This is a genomic window from Kaustia mangrovi (assembly GCF_015482775.1).
Lineage (GTDB): Bacteria > Pseudomonadota > Alphaproteobacteria > Rhizobiales > Im1 > Kaustia > Kaustia mangrovi.
Genome location: NZ_CP058214.1, coordinates 4,289,881 through 4,308,814, shown reverse-complemented (window position 1 = coordinate 4,308,814; position 18,934 = coordinate 4,289,881). Strand labels below are relative to the sequence as shown.

General features: G+C 68.3%; 14 protein-coding genes and 2 pseudogenes. 6 read left to right on the top strand and 10 right to left on the bottom strand.

All coding sequences use genetic code 11. From position 1 onward, the window contains the following. Positions 1–78: 78 nt before the first annotated feature. The 5 genes from HW532_RS20340 to HW532_RS20320 all read right to left on the bottom strand — a co-directional run bounded on the left by HW532_RS20340 (position 79) and on the right by HW532_RS20320 (position 4,880). The gene (locus HW532_RS20340) at positions 79–1,188 is read right to left on the bottom strand and encodes an S-(hydroxymethyl)glutathione dehydrogenase/class III alcohol dehydrogenase (protein WP_213162203.1); all 1,110 of its coding nucleotides are present in this window, start codon (positions 1,186–1,188) and stop codon (positions 79–81) included. A 227-nt stretch (positions 1,189–1,415) separates the two neighbouring features. Beyond that, on the bottom strand, positions 1,416–2,591 hold the full coding sequence (locus HW532_RS20335; protein ID WP_213162202.1) for a cystathionine gamma-synthase: 1,176 nt from the start codon (positions 2,589–2,591) through the stop codon (positions 1,416–1,418). Between the two features lie 51 nt (positions 2,592–2,642). Beyond that, positions 2,643–4,043, bottom strand: a complete 1,401-nt coding sequence (locus HW532_RS20330; protein WP_213162201.1) for a pyridoxal-phosphate dependent enzyme — start codon at positions 4,041–4,043, stop codon at positions 2,643–2,645. A gap of 85 nt (positions 4,044–4,128) precedes the next feature. Continuing rightward, complete coding sequence (locus HW532_RS20325; RefSeq protein ID WP_246479333.1) at positions 4,129–4,647, bottom strand: dihydrofolate reductase; 519 nt, start codon at positions 4,645–4,647, stop codon at positions 4,129–4,131. Next, positions 4,644–4,880: a hypothetical protein gene (locus HW532_RS20320; RefSeq protein WP_213162199.1), complete on the bottom strand. Its 237-nt coding sequence runs from the start codon at positions 4,878–4,880 to the stop codon at positions 4,644–4,646. The genes HW532_RS20325 and HW532_RS20320 overlap by 4 nt, the downstream gene beginning before the upstream one ends. Before the next feature lie 183 nt (positions 4,881–5,063). Between HW532_RS20320 and HW532_RS20315 the strand changes: the two genes are divergently transcribed. Continuing rightward, entirely contained in the window at positions 5,064–5,837 is a 774-nt protein-coding gene (locus tag HW532_RS20315; protein ID WP_213162198.1) for an alpha/beta fold hydrolase, read from the top strand. Between the two features lie 36 nt (positions 5,838–5,873). Here HW532_RS20315 and HW532_RS20310 read toward each other — a convergent pair whose 3' ends face one another. From HW532_RS20310 to ypfJ, 4 genes and pseudogenes are all read right to left on the bottom strand, one after another. Further along, the gene (locus HW532_RS20310; protein ID WP_425491966.1) at positions 5,874–6,794 is read right to left on the bottom strand and encodes an ABC transporter permease; all 921 of its coding nucleotides are present in this window, start codon (positions 6,792–6,794) and stop codon (positions 5,874–5,876) included. Positions 6,795–6,802: 8 nt separating this feature from the next. Further along, the gene (locus tag HW532_RS20305) at positions 6,803–7,879 is read right to left on the bottom strand and encodes an ABC transporter permease (RefSeq protein ID WP_213162196.1); all 1,077 of its coding nucleotides are present in this window, start codon (positions 7,877–7,879) and stop codon (positions 6,803–6,805) included. Next, positions 7,869–9,412: pseudogene (locus HW532_RS20300) on the bottom strand (ABC transporter ATP-binding protein). Before HW532_RS20300 ends, HW532_RS20305 begins: the two are co-directional and overlap by 11 nt. Before the next feature lie 143 nt (positions 9,413–9,555). Next, positions 9,556–10,478, bottom strand: a pseudogene (gene ypfJ / locus HW532_RS20295) (KPN_02809 family neutral zinc metallopeptidase). A gap of 160 nt (positions 10,479–10,638) precedes the next feature. Here ypfJ and HW532_RS20290 point away from each other — a divergent pair. Next, positions 10,639–12,300, top strand: coding sequence for an NAD+ synthase (locus tag HW532_RS20290; protein ID WP_213162194.1), 1,662 nt, complete (start codon positions 10,639–10,641; stop codon positions 12,298–12,300). Continuing rightward, positions 12,301–13,638 (top strand): glutamate--tRNA ligase, encoded by a 1,338-nt coding sequence (gene gltX, locus HW532_RS20285; RefSeq protein ID WP_213162193.1) that lies wholly within the window; start codon positions 12,301–12,303, stop codon positions 13,636–13,638. It begins immediately after the preceding gene. A gap of 206 nt (positions 13,639–13,844) precedes the next feature. Here the strand turns inward: gltX and HW532_RS20280 are convergent, their stop codons facing one another. Further along, positions 13,845–14,717, bottom strand: coding sequence for an NAD(P)-dependent oxidoreductase (locus HW532_RS20280; protein ID WP_213162192.1), 873 nt, complete (start codon positions 14,715–14,717; stop codon positions 13,845–13,847). Between the two features lie 188 nt (positions 14,718–14,905). On the opposite strand from HW532_RS20280, the gene HW532_RS20275 reads away from it, so the two are divergent. The 3 genes from HW532_RS20275 (at position 14,906) to HW532_RS20265 (ending at position 18,895) form a co-directional block, all read left to right on the top strand. Further along, positions 14,906–16,153: a threonine ammonia-lyase gene (locus HW532_RS20275; RefSeq protein WP_213162191.1), complete on the top strand. Its 1,248-nt coding sequence runs from the start codon at positions 14,906–14,908 to the stop codon at positions 16,151–16,153. An 85-nt stretch (positions 16,154–16,238) separates the two neighbouring features. Continuing rightward, positions 16,239–18,113: an SLC13 family permease gene (locus HW532_RS20270; protein WP_343068635.1), complete on the top strand. Its 1,875-nt coding sequence runs from the start codon at positions 16,239–16,241 to the stop codon at positions 18,111–18,113. 26 nt (positions 18,114–18,139) lie between these two features. Then, a complete protein-coding gene (locus HW532_RS20265; protein ID WP_213162190.1) occupies positions 18,140–18,895 on the top strand; it encodes an arginyltransferase in 756 nt (251 codons plus the stop codon). The last annotated feature ends 39 nt before the right edge of the window (positions 18,896–18,934 follow it).

Below are 18,934 nucleotides of genomic sequence, written 5' to 3'. Positions count from 1 at the left end.
TCATATAGGGGCGCACACCGCCGAAGTCCACAAAGGACGGCCGGCATCCCCGTCATTCGGGGCGCCGGCCGGCCAGTGTCAGTAGACGATCACGGAGCGGATCGACGAGCCTTCATGCATCAGATCGAACGCCTCGTTGATCTTCTCCAGCGGCATGGTGTGGGTGATCATCGGGTCGATCTCGATCTTGCCGTCCATGTACCAGTCGACGATCTTCGGCACGTCGGTGCGCCCGCGCGCGCCGCCAAAGGCGGAGCCGCGCCAGCTGCGGCCGGTGACGAGCTGGAAGGGCCGCGTGGAGATTTCGGCACCTGCGGGCGCGACGCCGATGATCACCGATTCGCCCCAGCCCTTGTGGCAGCTCTCCAGCGCCAGCCGCATGAGCTTCACATTGCCGATGCACTCGAACGTATAGTCCGCGCCGCCGCCCGTGAGCTCCACCAGATAGGAGGTCAGGTCGCCGTCCACCTCGTCCGGGTTGACGAAGTGCGTCATGCCGAAGCGCTCGCCCCACGCCTTCTTGTCGGGATTGAGGTCCACGCCGACGATCATGTTGGCGCCGACGAGCTTCAGCCCCTGGATCACGTTGAGGCCGATGCCGCCGAGGCCGAAGACGATGCAGTTCGCGCCCGGCTCGACCTTCGCGGTGTTGACCACCGCGCCGAGGCCCGTGGTCACGCCGCAGCCCACATAGCAGACCTTGTCGAAGGGCGCGTCCTCGCGGATCTTCGCCAGCGCGATCTCCGGCAGCACGGTGTGATTGGCGAAGGTCGAGGTGCCCATATAGTGGTGCAGCTTCTGCTTGCCGAGCGAGAAGCGGCTGGTGCCGTCCGGCATCAGGCCCTGGCCCTGCGTGGAGCGGATCGCCTGGCACAGATTGGTCTTGGGATTGAGGCAGTACTCGCATTCCCGGCATTCGGGGGTGTAGAGCGGAATCACGTGGTCGCCCGGCTTGAGCGACGTGACCCCCGGGCCGACCTCCACGACGACGCCCGCGCCCTCATGGCCCAGAATGGCCGGGAACAGCCCCTCCGGATCGGCGCCCGACAGCGTGAACGCATCGGTATGGCACACGCCGGTGGCCTTGACCTCGACCATGACCTCGCCTTCCCGCGGGCCTTCGAGATCGACCTCCGTGATCTCCAGAGGCTTTCCGGCCTCCACTGCGACAGCAGCACGCGTCTTCATCGCGCCTTGTCTCCTTCATCGACGATACCTGAAACCTGGGCCAACCCTGCGGACGGCGCACCCGACTGTGGCAGCGGGCCGGCGGAATCTCAAGTGCCAGATAAGCCGCAGGGGGAAACGGCGAAACGGGCGCGCAGCCGCATGGCCGCCCGCGTGCGGCCATGCCGGCGGGCCCATGCGGCGCGAGAGCCGGACGCCAAGCTCCCGATCAGAGTCCGGAAACGGGTCTAACCGATTGTTTTCAGGGCCTGTTCTAGGTCGGCCAGCAGGTCGTCCACATCCTCGATGCCGACCGACAGCCGCACCAGACCGTCATCGATGCCGAGCGCGGCGCGCGTCTCCGGCGGGATGGAGGCATGGGTCATGATGGCGGGATGCTCGATGAGGCTTTCCACGCCGCCGAGGCTTTCCGCCAGCGAGAACAGCTCCGTGCGCTCGAGAAACCCCCTCGCCGCGGCGAGCCCGCCTGTCAGCACCGCCGTCACCATGCCGCCGAAGCCGGTCATCTGCCGGCTGGCAATGTCGTGGCCGGGATGGCTCTCAAGCCCCGGGAAATAGACGCGCGACACGGCATTGTGGGCCTCAAGATAGCGCGCCACCGCCATGGCGTTCGCGCAGTGGCGCTCCATGCGGACCGGCAGCGTCTTGAGCGCGCGCAGCACCATGAAGGCGTCGAACGGGCCCATCACCCCGCCGACGGCGTTCTGGAGATAGCCGAGACGGTCGGCGAGCCCCTCATGGGCGCTCTCCTCTGCGGCGACGACGATGCCGCCGACCACATCGGAATGGCCGTTGAGATACTTGGTCGCGGAATGGACGACGAGGTCGAAGCCATGGTCGAGCGGGCGCTGGAGATAGGGCGAGGCGAAGGTGTTGTCGCAGACCGCGACGAGGCCGTGGCGGCGGGCGAGCGCGGAGACGGCGGCCAGATCGATGACCTTCAGCAGCGGATTGGTCGGCGTCTCCACCCAGAGCATTCGCGTGCGCGGCGTGATGGCGGCCTCCACCGCGTCGAGATCGGAGAAGTCGACGAAGCTCGTCTCAAGCCCCGAGGAGCGCTTGCGCACGCCCTCGAACAGCCGATAGGTGCCGCCATAGAGATCGTCGGCCGCGACCACGTGGTCGCCGGCGTCGAGCAGCTCCAGCACCGTGGCGGAGGCGGCGAGGCCGGAGGCGAAGGCGAAGCCTCTCGCGCCGTTCTCCAGATCCGCCATGCAGTCCTCCAGCGCCTTGCGCGTCGGGTTGCCGGAGCGCGAATACTCGTAGCCCTTGTGGACGCCGGGGCTCGACTGGACATAGGTCGAGGTGGCGTAGATCGGCGTCATGATGGCGCCGGTCACCGGATCCGGCGCCTGGCCTGCATGGATTGCGCGGGTGGAGAACCCGGCCCTGTTCTTCTTCATGGGATTGTCTCGCTTCGGTCTGGAGAAGGGGAGAGCGGGATGACGCTGATCTCAACACTTGGCTTCCTCGGGGTGCAGCCGCAAGTGGTTGAGCACGTCCGTCTTTGTGATGAGCCCCTGGAAGCGGCCATCGGACACGACGGGCGCGACCATGCCGCGCCGCAGGATGGAGAGGACGTCGGTCAGCCTGTCGCCGGCATCGACCACCTTGATGTCGCGGCTCATGGCGTCCGCCGCCGTGCCGTCGAACCGGCCCCCATGGCCGCAGACGAAGGCGAGCAGGTCCTCCTCGTCGAGAATGCCGACCAGCCTGTCCTCCTCCAGCACGGGAAGCTGGGAGATGTCGTAGAGCTTCATCTGGCGGTAGGCCCGGTCGAGGCCCGTCGAGGGCTTGACCGTCACGGTCTGCGCCTCGGCGAACTTGCGCGCCACGAGGTCCGTGAGGTCGCCCTTGTGGGGCGTCTCCATGAAGCCGTTGTCGATCATCCAGAAGTCGTTGAACATCTTGGAGAGATACTTGTTGCCGCTGTCGCAGACGAAGGTGACGATGGTCTGGGACTCCGTCTGCCGGCGGGCGTGGCGCAGCGCCGCGGCGAGCAGCGTTCCCGTCGAGGAGCCGCCGAGCACGCCCTCGCGCCTCAGGAGCTCGCGCGCCGCCTGGAAGCTTTCCCGGTCCGGGATCGAATAGGCCGTCTTCACCCGCGACAGATCGGCGACCGGCGGCACGAAATCCTCACCTATACCCTCCACCAGCCATGAGCCGACATCCGTGGAGACCTCGCCGGTCTCGATGTAATGGCCAAGGATCGAGCCCTCCGGGTCGGCGAGCACGAACTGCGTCTCGGGCCTCGCCGTCGCGAAGAAACGCGACAGTCCCGTCGCCGTGCCGCCCGAGCCGACGCCGCAGACGATGGCGTCGGGCGCAACCCCGGCGGCCTCGCACTGGGCGAGGATCTCCGGGCCCGTGGTCGTCTCGTGGGCATGGGGATTGGCGGGATTGGCGAACTGGTTGATGTAGTACCAGCCATTCTCGCCGGCCAGCCGCTCCGCCATGTCCTGATAGTATTCCGGGTGCCCCTTGCCGACATCGGAGCGCGTGGTGATGACGTCGGCCCCCATGGCGCGCAGGTGGAAGACCTTCTCCTGGGCCATCTTGTCGGGCACGATCAGCACCATGCGATAGCCCTTCTGCCGGGCGACGAGCGCCAGCGCGAGCCCGGTATTGCCGGCGGTCGCCTCCACGATGGTGCCGCCGGGCGCGATGAGCCCGTCGCGCTCGGCCGCCTCGATCATCGACCGGCCGATCCGGTCCTTGATGGAGCCGCCGGGGTTCTGGTTCTCCAGCTTCAGGAACAGCCGGCACGGGCCGGTATCCAGCGCCGTGACCTCGTGGAGCGGCGTATTGCCGATCGCCTCGATGACATTGTGGAAGACGGGGGCGGTGCTGGGCATGGGCGTTCACCTCGCCGGACGCCCCGCGAAGGCGCGGGGGCTGGGGCCACTGTCCCCTTAAGTGTCGGGGCGCGGGTCCGCCAAATCAAGACCGGCCGGCCACCCGGTCGAGCACGACGAGCGAGAAGGAGGCGTCGTCGCGCTCGCCCGCCTCATGGTCCTCGCGCGCCGTTTCGCGCCATTCGGCGGGGTCGAGCGCAGGCAGGAAGACATCGCCGCCGGGGCTGGCATGCACGCGGGAGAGGTAGATGCGCTCGACACGGTCCATCAGCGCCTCGAAGATCTCGCCACCGCCGATGACAGCGATCTCGTCGGCGCCGCGCGCCCTCGCCTTCTCCTCCGCCACCTTCAACGCCGCCTCCAGGCTGTCCGCGACGATCACGCCCTCCGGCGCGAAACCGCCCCGGCGGGTGACCACGATATTGTCGCGGCCCGGCAGCGGTCGGCCGATCGACTCATAGGTCTTGCGCCCCATGACGAGCGGCTTGCCCATGGTGATCTCCTTGAAGCGCCGCAGATCGGAGGACAGGCGCCATGGCAGGCCGCCATCGCGCCCGATGACGCCGTTCTCGCCGGCGGCCACGACATAGACGAGCCGCGTCACTGTCCGGCCTCCGCCTCGAGCTCGGAGAGCGCGGCATCCCTGTCGCGCGTGCAGAACCATTTCGAGTCGTCGACATCGCGGAGGCCGGCCAGCGACTCCTCGGCGAAATCCCGGCGCTCCATGCACTCCTCCCGTGTGTCATAGGCGCGCGGGCTCCAGCCCTCCGGCGTCAGATCCGCCCCCGGCACCCATTGGCCATCGATGAGAACGAAGAGAACGAGCCACCACGTCATGCGTCACCCGGCCTGTCTGCCTCTTTTTTGCGGATATCAAGACGCACAGAGAGCGGGTGGCTTGTCAACAGGTCCGCGAACGGGACTTTGAATGGCCACAAACATTTGATTATCTCTAAAATTGCTACTTATAGTTGTTTTTTCGATGACGGGGTCGTAACGTTGGGTTCGGGGGACACTCGCATGACGCAACCGACGCTCGCCTTTCTCGACGGGCTGGGTGGCCATACAGATATCTGGTCCTTCCAGACCGCATATTTCTCCGGGAGCTATCCCGTCGCGCCGTGGTCGGCCTGGGGATATCCTCCAAGCCCGCCTTCGCCGTCGATCACGCTGGAAGAGCTGGCCGACCGGCTGGAGGAGTATCTGAAGGCCATCGAGGCCCGGCGTGCCGTACTGATCGGCTATTCGCTGGGCGGAATGCTCGCCCTGCACATGGCGCGGCACTGTCCCGAGCGGATCGCCGGCCTCGTCCTGATCGCGACCAGCGCGGCGTTCGGCAATCGCGAGGCTCCGTTCCAGAAGGCGTTCCTGGAGACGTGGCTCGGGCCGCTCGAGGCCGGCCGGACAATGAGCGAAATCGCCTGGCAGGCCGTGGAGATGCTGGCGAGCGATGCGGCGGATCCCGTGGGCGCGAGCCTCGTGCGGCGCACCCTCGCACGGATGCCGCCGGCGCTCTTCAGGCGCCATATCGAGCTTATCGCCGGGTTCGACATGCGCGCCGAGCTGGCCCGCATTGCCTGTCCGGCGCTGGTCGTCGCCGGCGCGCAGGACCCCTTCGCGCCGCCGGCCATGATGGCGCGGATGGCGGCCCGCCTCCCCTCCGGCCGCTTCGCGCTCGTGGAGGATGCCGGCCATTTCGTGCCATTCGAGCAGCCCGAGGCGGTCAACAGGCTGATCGGGGCGTTCCTGGACGAGATTCCGCAACGCTGCCGGCGAAAGGCCCGGGCGGCCTGAGGATCGAGACGCTGGAGCGGTACATCCCCCGAACGCTCAGGCGGCGGGATGGAACGGGCGGCCGAGCGCTGCCGGCGCATTGAGCCGGATGCGGGTCGCGTCGCGCGAGATGAGCGCCAGAACGACGACGGTCGCGATATAGGGCAGGGTCGCCATGAGCTGCGAGGATACGTCGAAGCCCAGCGCCTGCACATGGAGGCCGAGAATGGTGATGCCGCCGAACAGATAGGCCCCGAGCGCCACCCGCACGGGCCGCCATGTGGCGAAGACGACGAGGGCGAGCGCGATCCAGCCGCGCCCCGCGGTCATGTTCTCCGCCCATTGCGGGGTGTAGACGAGCGAGAGATAGGCGCCCGCCACGCCCGCGCAGGCCCCGCCGAAGAGCACCGCGAGGAGGCGGATGCGCAGGACCGGGTGGCCGATGGCGTGCGCGCCGTCCGGGTTCTCGCCCACCGCCCTCAGGACCAGCCCGGCGCGGGTGCGCGTCAGGACCCACGCCACCGCGGCGAGCAGGACGAGCGACAGATAGACCATGAGGTCGTGGCCGAAGAGCAGCGGGCCGACGACGGGAAGCCCCGCCAGCCCGAACAGGTCGAGAGCCTTCAGCCCCTCGATGGGCGTGCCGACATAATCCTGCCCGACAAAGGCCGACAGGCCGACGCCGAAGATGGTGAGCGCGAGCCCCGTGGCGACCTGGTTGGCGAGCAGCCCCAGCGTCAGCGCGGCGAAGACGAGCGCCATGGCCAGCCCCGCGAGCATCGCCGCGGCGATGCCCACGAGCGGGTCGCCGGTGACGGCGGTGGCGATGAAGCCGGTCACAGCCCCCATCAGCATCATGCCCTCCACCCCCAGATTGAGGACGCCGGAACGTTCCGCGACGAGCTCGCCGAGGGCTGCGAAGACCAGCGGGGTTCCAGCCCGGATGGCCCCTGCGAGAATGGTGACCGCCTGATCGATGCCGTCCATCACGCCTCCTCCCCGGCCAGTCTCGCGATCCTTATGCGGTAGCGCACCAGGACGTCCGTCCCGAGGACGAAGAACAGCAGCAGCCCCTGGAACACGCCGGTCACCGCAAGCGGCAGGTTCTGGTTGATCTGGAGGGATTCGCCGCCGAGATAGACGAGCGACATCAAAAGGCTCGCGATCACCACGCCCACCGGATGCAGGCGGCCGAGAAAGGCCACGATGATCGCCGCAAACCCGTAGCCCGGCGAGATGACCGGCTGGAGCTGGCCGATGGTGCCCGTCACCTCCACGATGCCGGCAAGCCCCGCAAGGCCGCCGGAGACGAGGAAGCTCAGCCAGACGACCCCGGAGCGGGCGAACCCCGCATAGGCGGCCGCCGCCGGCGCCTGGCCGGCCACATCCACCTTGAAGCCGCGAAACGAGCGCGCGGTGAAGAGCCAGACCGCCGCGAACGCCACAAGGGCGAGGATCACGCCGGCATGGAGCCGCGTCCCCGACAGGAGCACGGGCATGAGGGCGGCCTCGTCGAACAGCCGCGTTTCGGGGAAGTTGAACCCTTCCGGGCTGCGCCACGGCCCGTGGACGAGATAGCCCAGCAGATGGAGCGCCACATAGCCGAGCATCAGGCTCGTCAGGATCTCGTTGGCGTTGAAGCGCGTCCTCAGGAGGGCCGGGATCGCGCCCCAGGCCATGCCGCCGAGCGCGCCCGCGGCGAGCATGAGCGGCAGGGTCCACCAGCCCGCCTCGCCATGGAAGGCGAGCGCGACGCCGCCGCCGCAGATCGCCCCCATGGTGAGCTGGCCCTCCGCGCCGATATTCCAGACATTGCCGCGGAAGCCGATGGTCAGGCCGAGCGCGCACAGCGCGAGCGGCGTCGCCTTGATCGCCCATTCCCCGAGCCCGTAGGCGCTCGACAGCGGGCGCACGAAGAAGACATAAAGCGCCGACGCCGGGTCGCGGCCGAGGGCGGAGAACAGGATGACGGCGGCGAGCACGGTGAGGCCCGCCGCGATCAGCGGCGAGGCGAGACGCATGGCGCGCGAGGTCTCAAGGCGCGGTTCGAGCCTAACCAGCATGGCCGGCCTCCGCGTCCGCCTTGCGTGCCGCGCCCGCGAAGCCGCCGCTCATCCACTGGCCGAGTTCCTCCACGCCCGCCTCGCCGACGGCGCGCAGCGGCGACAGCCTGCCGCCCGCGATCACCGCGATCCGGTCGCAGACCTCGAACAGCTCGTCGAGATCCTCCGACAGGACGATGACCGCCGTGCCCTTCTCCGCGAGGTCGATGATCTCCTGGCGGATCGCGGCGGCCGCGCCGACATCGACGCCCCATGTGGGATAGCCGAGCACCAGAAGGCGCGGCTCCAGCGAGATCTCGCGGCCGACGATGAATTTCTGCAGATTGCCGCCCGACAGGCCGCGCGCCTCCGTCTCGGGCCCGGGGCTGCGACCCTGAAGCGTTCGATGATGCCTTGCGCGAAGGCGCGGGTGCGCGCGAAGTCGATCAGCCCGTGGCGCACCAGCCCCTTGCGATGGGCGGTCAGCAGCGTGTTGCGGGCGAGCGACATGGCCGGCACCGCCCCGCGCGACAGGCGCTCCTCGGGCACATGGGCCAGGCCGCGCGCCCGGCGCCGCCCGGCGGAGAGCCGGCCCACGGCCACACCGTCCATCGCGATCATGCCGGGCGCGGGCGCGGCGGTCTCGCCATTGAGCGCGCCGAGCAGCGTGCGCTGGCCGTTGCCGGCCACGCCCGCAATGCCGAGCACCTCGCCCTCGCGCACCGTGAACGAGATGTCCTTCAGGTCGGTCCCGTGGGGGTCGGGCGCGGGCACTGAAAGGCCCTCGACCGCCAGAACCGGCCGGCCCGGCTCGCGCCGCCTGTGACGCGCCACATGGGGCAGTTCGTGGCCGATCATCATGCGCGCAAGGCTCGCCGGCGTTTCCTCGCGCGGCACGCAATGGCCGCTCACCCGGCCGCCGCGCAGCACCGTGGCCGTGTCGCAGAGCGCCTGGATCTCCTCCAGCTTGTGGGAGATGTAGAGCACGCTGCGCCCCTCCCCCGCCAGCCGCCTCAGCGTCACGAACAGGCCGTCGGCCTCCTGCGGCGTGAGCACCGAGGTCGGCTCGTCCATGACGATGAGGCGCGGGTCCTGGAGCAGGCAGCGCATGATCTCCACGCGCTGGCGCTCGCCGACGGAGAGCGCATGGACATGCCGGTGCGGATTGACGGCGAGGCCGTAGCGTTCCGCGACCTCCGCGATCTCGGCGGAGAGCGCCTTCAGATCGCTCCGCCCGTCGAGGCCGAGCAGGATGTTCTCCGCCACGGTGAGCGTCTCGAACAGGTTGAAGTGCTGGAACACCATGCCGATGCCGAGCTTGCGCGCGGCATGGGGGTCGGCGATGCGGACGGGCCGGCCATCCCATCGGATATCGCCCTCGTCGGCCTGGACGACGCCGTAGATGATCTTGACCAGCGTCGACTTGCCGGCGCCGTTCTCGCCGAGCAGCGCATGGATCTCGCCCGGCATGACGGCGAGGTCGACACGGTCATTGGCCAGAACGCCCGGATAACGCTTGACGATGCCGGTGAGCTCAAGTCTTGGCGTGGGCACGCCGCCTCCCTCAAGGACGGTTCATCCCGGCCGCTTCCCCCCTGAAAAAACGGCTCCCCTCTCCCCGTTTCTTATATCCGCTGGGCTGGGCCATGCCAGCGCTTTCTTTCAGGGTTTCCGGGGGATATGGACGCGGATCGCCGTCACAGGCGCTCCGCGTTGAAGGTGTCGCACGAGCCCAGCCGGCCCGTGTCGAGCCCGCGGCTGAACCAGCGCACGCGCTGCTCCGACGAGCCGTGGGTGAAGGATTCCGGCACCACATAGCCCTGCGACTGGCGCTGGAGGCGGTCGTCGCCGATGGCGGCCGCCGCGGTCAGCCCCTCCTCCACGTCGCCGTCCTCGAGAAGATCGGTCGCCTCGTCCGCCCGGTTCGCCCACACGCCGGCGAAACAGTCCGCCTGCAATTCGAGCCGGACCGACAGCGCGTTGGCGTCCGCCTTCGACACGCGCCCGCGGGCCGCCTGCACCTGCTGGCTGATGCCGAGCAGGGTCTGCACATGGTGGCCGACCTCGTGGGCGATCACATAGGCCTGGGCGAAATCGCCCGGCGCGCCGAGCCGATCGCGCAGGTCGCGATAGAAGCTCAGATCGATGTAAACCTTCCGGTCGCGCGGGCAGTAGAACGGCCCCATCGCGGCCTGCGCGAAACCGCAGGCGGAATTCACCGCGCCGGAGAACAGGACGAGCGTCGGCTCCTCGTAGTCCTTGCCCATGGCGCCGAACAGGCCGTGCCAGGTGTCCTCCGTGCTGCCGAGGACCACGGAGACGAACTGCTTCAGCTCGTCGTCCTCGCCCGAGCGGGCTTCGCCCGGCACGGTCTGCGCGCTGCGGTCGGCCTGGCCCGTCTGCGAGCCCGGCACCTGAATGCCCGCCCCCTCGAACAGGACGCGGGGGTCGACGCCGAAATAGAGCGCGGCCACGACGATGATGATCAGCCCGATCCCGCCAATGCCGCCGCGCCGGCCGCCGACGGGGATGCGCATGCCCCCGCCCGGCCTCCGGACGCCGGTCCCGAGCCTCGCCGATCCTCGATATTCGAACTGCGTCGTCCCTGTCGCCACCGCATGGGCCAACTGCCTCCCGGCTGCCTGAAGTGAAGCTCCAGCATACCCATTAACCCAAAAGCCGGGCGCGAATAAGCCCCGTCCCGCCTTTTGGCCTCTCGACAGCCGCATGCGCGGATGCAAACCATTGCTCCGGACCCCAAGCGACGCTAAGAGACGACCATGACCGACCGACTGGATATCGCGCTCGCCCAGCTCAACCCGACCGTGGGGGCGATCGACGCCAATCTCGCCAAGGCCCGCGAGGCGCGCGCCAGGGCCGCGGAGATGGGCGCCGATCTGGTGCTGTTCACCGAGCTCTTCATGACCGGCTATCCGCCGGAGGACCTGGTGCTCAAATCGGCCTTCCAGCGCTCGGCGCGCGAGGCCGTGGAGGCGCTCGCCGCCGACACCGCCGATGGCGGGCCCGGCGTCATCATGGGCACGCCCTGGGTGGAGAACGGCGAGGTCTACAACGCCATCGCCCTCCTCGATGGCGGGCGCGTGGAGACCGTGCGCTACAAGTACGACCTGCCCAATTACGGCGTCTTCGACGAGAAGCGGGTCTTCGCGGCGGGCCCGGCCCCGGGGCCGGTCAACTTCCGCGGCGTGCGCATCGGCGTGCCGATCTGCGAGGATGTGTGGACCGACGAGGTCTGCGAGTGCCTGGAGGAGACGGCGGCGGAGTTCTTCCTGGTGCCCAACGGCTCGCCCTACGAGAAGGACAAGACGGATGTCCGGCTCAATCTCGTCGTCGCGCGCGTGACGGAGACCGGCCTTCCCATGGTCTATCTCAACCAGGTGGGCGGGCAGGACGAGCTTGTCTTCGACGGCTCGTCCTTCGTGCTCAATGCGGACCGGTCGCTCGCGCTGCAGATGCCGGCCTGGGAGGAGCAGATCGTGCTCACCCGCTGGCGGCGCGGCGAGGAGGGCTGGCTGTGCGAGCCCGGCGAGAAGGCGCTGATCGGGAACGGCATGGAGTCGGTCTACCGCGCCTGCGTTCTGGGCCTGCGCGACTATGTGAACAAGAACGGCTTCGCGAGCGTCGTGCTCGGCCTGTCCGGCGGTATCGATTCGGCGATCTGCGCGGCGCTCTCCGTCGACGCGCTCGGGGCGGACCGGGTGCGCTGCGTGATGCTGCCCTACAAATACACCGCCTCGTCGAGCCTCGACGACGCGGAAGCCTGCGCCGCCGCCCTCGGCGTCGATTACGACGTCGTGCCCATCGCCGAGGCGGTGGAGGGCTTCTCGGCGGTCATGAAATCGACCTTCGACGACCTGCCCGCAGACATCACGGAGGAGAACATCCAGTCGCGCGTGCGCGGCACCGCGCTGATGGCGATCTCCAACAAGTTCGGCCCCATGGTGGTCACCACCGGCAACAAGTCGGAGGTCTCCGTCGGCTATGCGACGCTCTATGGCGACATGAACGGCGGCTTCAACCCGATCAAGGATCTCTACAAGACGCAGGTCTACGCGCTCGCCCGCTACCGCAACCAGACGAGGCCGTCGGGCTGCCTCGGCCCGGAAGGCCGGGTGATCCCGGAAAACATCATCACCAAGGCGCCGTCGGCGGAGCTGCGGGAAGACCAGACGGACCAGGATTCGCTGCCGCCCTACGATATTCTCGACGACATTCTCGAATGTCTCGTCGAGCACGAGATGTCTGTGAGCGATATCGTTGCGCGCGGCCATGACCGCGATCTCGTCAAGAAGGTCGAGCGCCTGCTCTATATCGCGGAATACAAGCGCCGGCAGGCCGCGCCGGGCGTCAAGATCACCTCGCGCATGTTCGGCCGCGACCGGCGCTATCCGATCACCAACCACTTTCGCGACAGGGACTGAATGACCGTTCGCGTCCGCTTCGCGCCGAGCCCGACGGGCCGCATCCATATCGGCAATGCGCGCACCGCGCTCCTCAACTGGCTGTTCGCCCGGGGCCATGGCGGCGCGTTCCTGCTGCGCCTCGACGATACCGACCGCGAGCGCTCCACGCAGGCCTTTGCGCGCGGTATCGAAGAGGATCTCGCCTGGCTCGGCATCGTGCCGGACGAGGTCGCCCGCCAGTCGGACCGGTTCGCGCGCTACGACGAGGCCGTGGAGCGGCTCAAGGAGGCGGGCCGGCTCTATGCCTGCTACGAGACGCCGGAGGAGCTGGAGCGCAAGCGCAAGCGGCGCCTGGCGCGCGGCCTGCCGCCGATCTACGACCGGGCGGGCCTTGAGCTGACGGCGGACGAGCGCGCGCGGCTGGAGGCGGAGGGGCGCGCACCCCATTGGCGCTTCCGGCTGGAGGATAACCGGATCGCCTGGGACGATCTAATCCGCGGCGCGCAGCGCTTCGAGGGGGCCGCGCTCTCCGATCCGGTGCTGATCCGCGCGGACGGCACCTATCTCTACACGCTGCCGAGCGTGGTCGACGACATCGACTTCGCCATCAGTCATGTGATCCGCGGCGAGGACCACGTCGCCAACACCGCCGTGCAGATCCAGATCTTCGAGGCGCTCGGCGCGCCGCCGCCGGCCTTCGCCCATCACAGCCTGCTCGTCGGGGCTGAGGGCGAGGCGCTGTCCAAGCGGCTCGGCACGCTCTCCATTGCGGGGCTGCGCGAGGAGGGGCTGGAGCCCATGGCGGTGGCGAGCCTCGCCGCGACGCTCGGCACCTCCGAGGCGGTCGCGCCCCATGCCGACATGGGCGAGCTCGTCCGGCAGTTCGACATCGCGCATCTGGCCCGCGCGCCGGCCCGGTTCAGCGTGGACGAGCTCAGGGCACTCAATGCCAGGCTGCTCCACGACACGCCCTACGAGGCGGTTTCCGGCCGGCTCGAACGGCTCGGCGTGACCGGCGGCGAGGCGTTCTGGACGGCGGTGCGTGCCAATTGCGAAACCCTCGCCGACGCCCGCTTCTGGTGGGAGATCGTCGCCGGCCCGATCAGCCCGGCCATCGACGATCCGGACTATTGCCGGCAGGCGGCGGACGAACTGCCGCCGGAGCCGTGGGACGACACGGTCTGGAAGAGCTGGACGGGGCGCGTCAAGGCGCGCACGGGCCGCAAGGGCCGCGCCCTCTTCATGCCCCTGCGCCAGGCGCTGACCGGCCTCGACCACGGGCCGGAGCTCGCCGCCCTGCTGCCGCTCATCGGGCGCGACAAGGCCCTCAAGCGGCTGTCCGGGCAGACGGCCTAGCCGCCTTTCAGATCATCCTGGCGGGGAAGGCTCCCCCATGCCGTCATTCCCGCGAAAGCGGGACTCCATCACAGCGCCGCGGACATGGATTCCCGCTTTCGCGGGAATGACGAAAAAGCAGTCGCCTGAATCATTGCCGAGGCCGCTGTGTCCCGGATCGGGTTCCGGGACACAGCGGCTTTAAGGCCTTGGAGGGGCGGGAGTGCTCAATCCCTGTCGAGCAGGGCGATCAGGCTGGAGGTGTCCCAGCGATTGCCGCCCATCTTCTGCACTTCGCTGTAGAACTGGTCGACGAGGGCGGCGACGGGGAGATGGGCGCCCGTGCGCCGGGCCTCGGCAAGACAGATATCGAGGTCCTTGCGCATCCAGTCGACCGCGAAGCCGAAGTCGAACTCGCCGTCGATCATCGTCTCGTAGCGGTTCTCCATCTGCCAGGACTGGGCCGCCCCCTTGGAGATGACGTCGATGACGGCCGCCATGTCGAGACCGGCCTTCTTGCCGAAATGGATGCCTTCCGACAGGCCCTGGACGAGGCCGGCGATGCAGATCTGGTTGACCATCTTGGTGAGCTGGCCCGCGCCCGACGGCCCGAGCAGCCGGCACATGCGCGCATAGCAGTCGATCAGCGGCTCGGCCCTGGCGTAAGCGTCCTCGTCGCCGCCGACCATGACGGTCAGCACGCCGTTCTCCGCGCCCGCCTGACCGCCGGAGACCGGCGCGTCGATGAAGGCAATGCCGAGCTCGGCGCCCTTGGCGTGGAGCTCGCGGGCGACATTGGCCGACGCGGTGGTGTGATCGACGAAGACCGCGCCCTTCTTCATGCCGTGAAAGGCGCCGTCCGACCCGATCACGACCTCGCGCAGATCGTCGTCATTGCCGACGCATGCGAAGACGAAATCGGCGTCCTTGACGGCCTCCTTCGGCGTGGGCGCATGCTTGCCGTCATGCTCGGCGGCCCATTTCTCCGCCTTGGCGCCGGTGCGGTTGTAGACGGTGACCTCGTGTCCGGCCTTCTGGAGATAGCCGGCCATCGGATAACCCATCACGCCGAGGCCGATCCAGGCAACGCGTTCACCCATACCCCTCTCCTTCCTGATAAGATGCCCTCCTCCCGGCGAGGCGATCGCCTCCGGGACGGTGCCATGTCGCTCGCACATGTCGCTCCCAATCGATCGAATGCCGATTTGAGTGCGCTCCAAGACCCGATTGCTATTAGAAATAAGGCATGATGACAAACGCATCATGAGGCAATCCCGCGAGGCGGATTATGACGGTCACCATTTCCGATATCGAACGCGCGCGGGACGCGCTGGCGGGACAGGTCGTGAGCACGCCGATGCTCGCCGCCCCCGCGCTGTCGAAGCTCACCGGCGTCGACCTCACGGTGAAGTTCGAGAACCTGCAGGTCACCAACTCGTTCAAGGACCGCGGCGCCTTCATCAAGCTGGCCAGCCTGAGCGCGGACGACAAGGCGCGCGGCGTCATCGCCATGTCGGCGGGCAACCACGCCCAGGCGGTCGCCTATCACGCCAGCCGCCTCGGCATTCCCGCCACCATCGTGATGCCGGAGACGACGCCCTTCAACAAGATCGAGCGCACCCGTGCGCACGGGGCGGAGATCGTGCTGTCCGGCGAGACGCTCGCCGATTCCCAGGTCACGGTGGAGGCCATAATCGCGGACCGGGGGCTCACCCTCGTCCACCCCTATGACGACGACCATATCATCGCCGGCCAGGGCACGATCGCGCTGGAGATGCTCGCGGACGCGCCCGATCTCGACACGCTGATCGTTCCCATCGGCGGCGGCGGGCTGATTTCCGGCAATGCCGTTGCGGCAAAGGCGCTCAAGCCCGACATCCGCATTGTCGGCGTGGAAACGGCTCTTTATCCTTCCATGTATCACGCCCTTCGCGGCGAGCCGGCCCAATGCGGCGGGTCGACGCTGGCGGAAGGGATTGCCGTAAAGAACGTCACGGCGCGCACCATCGCGCTGTGCAGGGAGAATGTGGACGAGATCCGGCTTGTGGGGGAGTCGGATATCGAACGGGCGGTCAACGCCTTTTTGTGTCAACAGAAGGTCGTGGCGGAGGGCGCCGGTGCCGCAGGGCTCGCCGCGGTGCTTGCCGACCCGGAAAGCTTCCGCGGCCGCAAAGTGGGACTTATCCTGTGCGGCGGCAATATCGACCCACGCATCCTGGCCTCCATCATCTATCGGGAACTGGAGCGCGAACATCGCATCGTCTCCCTGCGCATCGAGATCGACGACCGGCCGGGCACGCTCGGCCGGATCTCCACCCTTCTGGGACAGGCCGGCGCCAATATCCTGGAGGTCTGGCACCGGCGCATGTTCCTGGAGGTGCCCGCCAAGCGGGCCGATCTGGAGATCATGATCGAGACGCGCGACGCCGCCCATGCCGACGAGATCATCGCGCTGATCGAGCAGCAGGGTTTCGTGACCGAGGTCCTGGACGCCCCTGCCGGCCGCGCCGCGCAGCGCCGGAATGCGGCCGCCTGAGGCGGGCGGCACCGGGGTCGGAAACGGGATCGCGCCCCAGAATGCGGTTGCCGGATTTGCGCCCGCTCGGCCATGATGCCGCCCGGTGGGTGAACGCATGATTCTCGGCGCCACGATACATATGTGGTTCACATTCGCGGTCATCGCGACCGCGATCGTGGCCTATGTGATGGAGCGGACGCCGCTGGAGGTGATCTCCGCGGCCATCGTCACGGTCCTCCTGATCTTCTTCTACGCCTTTCCCCTCCAAGGGCCCGGCGGCGAGGCGCTGCTCGGGCCCCAGACCCTGCTCTCCGGCTTCGCGAGCCCGGCGCTGATCACCATCATGGCGCTGCTGGTCATCGGCCAGGGGCTCTACCAGACCGGCGCGCTCGAAGGCCCGACACGGCAATTCGCCTCGCTGGGCGCCAGCCGGCCGCGCATCACCTTCGTGCTGATCCTGCTGACGGCGGCCGTGGTCAGCGCCTTCATGAACAACACGCCGGTGGTCGTGATCTTCATTCCCGTCATCACCGCGCTCGCCTCGCGGTTGAGCTTCAATCCCTCCAAGGTGCTCATCCCCCTGAGCTTCCTGACCATTCTGGGGGGCATGACCACCCTGATCGGCTCGTCCACCAACCTGCTGGTCGCCGGCAGCGCGGTGCGGGCGGGGCTCGAGCCCATCGGCTTCTTCGATTTCGCGATCCCCGGGCTGGTCTTCGCCTGCGTGGGCGCGCTCTATGTGATCTTCGTCGCGCCGCGCCTGCTCGCCCCGCGCGAGACCATGGCCGCGGCGATCGCGGGCGGCAGCGGCAAGCAGTTCATCGCCCAGATCGAGGTCGCCCCCGACCATCCGCTCAATGGCGAGGCGGCGGTCGCGGGCCTCTTCCCCTCGCTCAAGGACATGACGGTCCGCCTCGTCCAGCGCGGCGAGCACGCCTATCTGCCGCCCTTCGAGGACGTGACGCTGAGGGCCGGCGACGTGGTGATCGTGGCCGCCACCCGCAACGCGCTCACCGAGGCGCTGAAGGCGAGGAACAGCATTCTCGCCTCCGACCGCGTCGCCGCCCAGGCCGAGCGCGCCAACGACACCGAGACCGCCGCGCAGGAGGACGGCGCCGGCGAGATCGTGCTGGTGGAGGCCGTCGTGGCGCCGGGCTCGCGCCTTGTCGGCCGGGTCATCGAGCAGGCCGGCTTCCGCTCGCAGACCGGCTGCATCGTGCTCGGCATCCAGCGGCGCAGCCGGATGATCCGCTCGCGCATGGACGATATCCGCATCGAGGCGGGCGACGTGCTCCTCATCATGGGACCGCGCGAGCGCCTGCGCCCGCTGCGCCTCAACCGCGACATCCTGCTGCTCGAATGGTCGCTCACCGAGCTGCCCGATCTCGGCCTCGCCAACCGCGCGCTGGGGGTATTCGCCATGACCATCGCGGCGGCGGCCACGGGCCTCGTTCCCATCGTCATCGCCGCGCTTGGCGGAGCGATCGCCATGGTGGCGACGGGATGCCTGAACATCCGGCAGGCGAGCCGGTCCTTCGACCGGCAGATCTACATGCTGATCGGCGCGTCCATCGCCATGGCCATGGCGCTCGAGGCGACGGGCGGGGCACAGTACCTCGCCCAGCATGTGGTGGGCGCCCTCCGCGATGCGGGACCGCCCGTCATCCTGTCGGCGTTGTTCCTGCTGATCGCGGTGCTGACCAATTTCCTGTCCAACAACGCCACCGCGCTGCTGTTCACGCCGATTGCCATCAACACCGCCAACACGCTCGGCGTCGACCCCAACATCTTCGTCTATGCGGTGATCTTCGCGGCGAACTGCTCCTTCGCCACGCCCATGGGCTACCAGACGAACCTTCTCGTCATGGGCCCCGGCCACTACCAGTTCTCCGACTTCGCGCGGGCCGGCGCGCCGCTGTGTCTGCTGATCTGGCTGGCTTTCTCCCTGTTTGCTCCGTGGTATTATGGCCTGATATGACGCTGTAACGACTGGAGCAAAAACCCGTGTATGAGGGGCGGAACTTTCCGCAGTTCTATATCACCGCACCGGCCACCTGCCCCTATCTGCCGGGGCGCATGGAGCGCAAGGTCTTCACCCATCTGATCGGGGAGGATGCGGGCCGGCTGAACGATGCGCTCACCCAGGGCGGCTTCCGGCGCAGCCAGAACATCGCCTACCGGCCGGCCTGCGAGCAGTGCAACGCCTGCGTCTCGGTGCGCGTGCAGGCCGACCGCTTCGACTTTTCCCGCGGCTTCCGGCGGACATGGCGGGCCAATCGCGACCTCGCCGCGCGGATGCAGCCCGCCCAGGCGACCTCGGAGCAGTACTCCCTGTTCCGGCGCTATATCGACACCCGCCACAATGAAGGCGGCATGGCCGACATGACCGTGCTCGACTATGCCTCCATGGTGGAGGACAGCTTCGTGAAGACGCGGCTCGTCGAATATCGCAAGGGGCCGGCCGTCTCGCTCGCCGGGCCCGATCCGCGCGAGGACGAGGGCGAGCTGGTCGCCGTCGCGCTGACCGACGTCCTCTCCGACGGGCTGTCCATGATCTACAGCTTCTACGAGCCCGGCGACACGCGGCGCAGCCTCGGCACCTACATCATCCTGGAGCACATCATGCGCGCCCGCGAGATGGGGCTCCCTTACGTCTATCTCGGCTACTGGGTCTCCGGCTCGCCGAAGATGGGCTACAAGTCCCGCTTCCTGCCGCAGGAGCGGCTCACGGCGGATGGCTGGAGCACGGTCGGCGGGTAAGGCCGCGCGCGGGTAGGGCGGCCCGTTCGGGCCGGACGG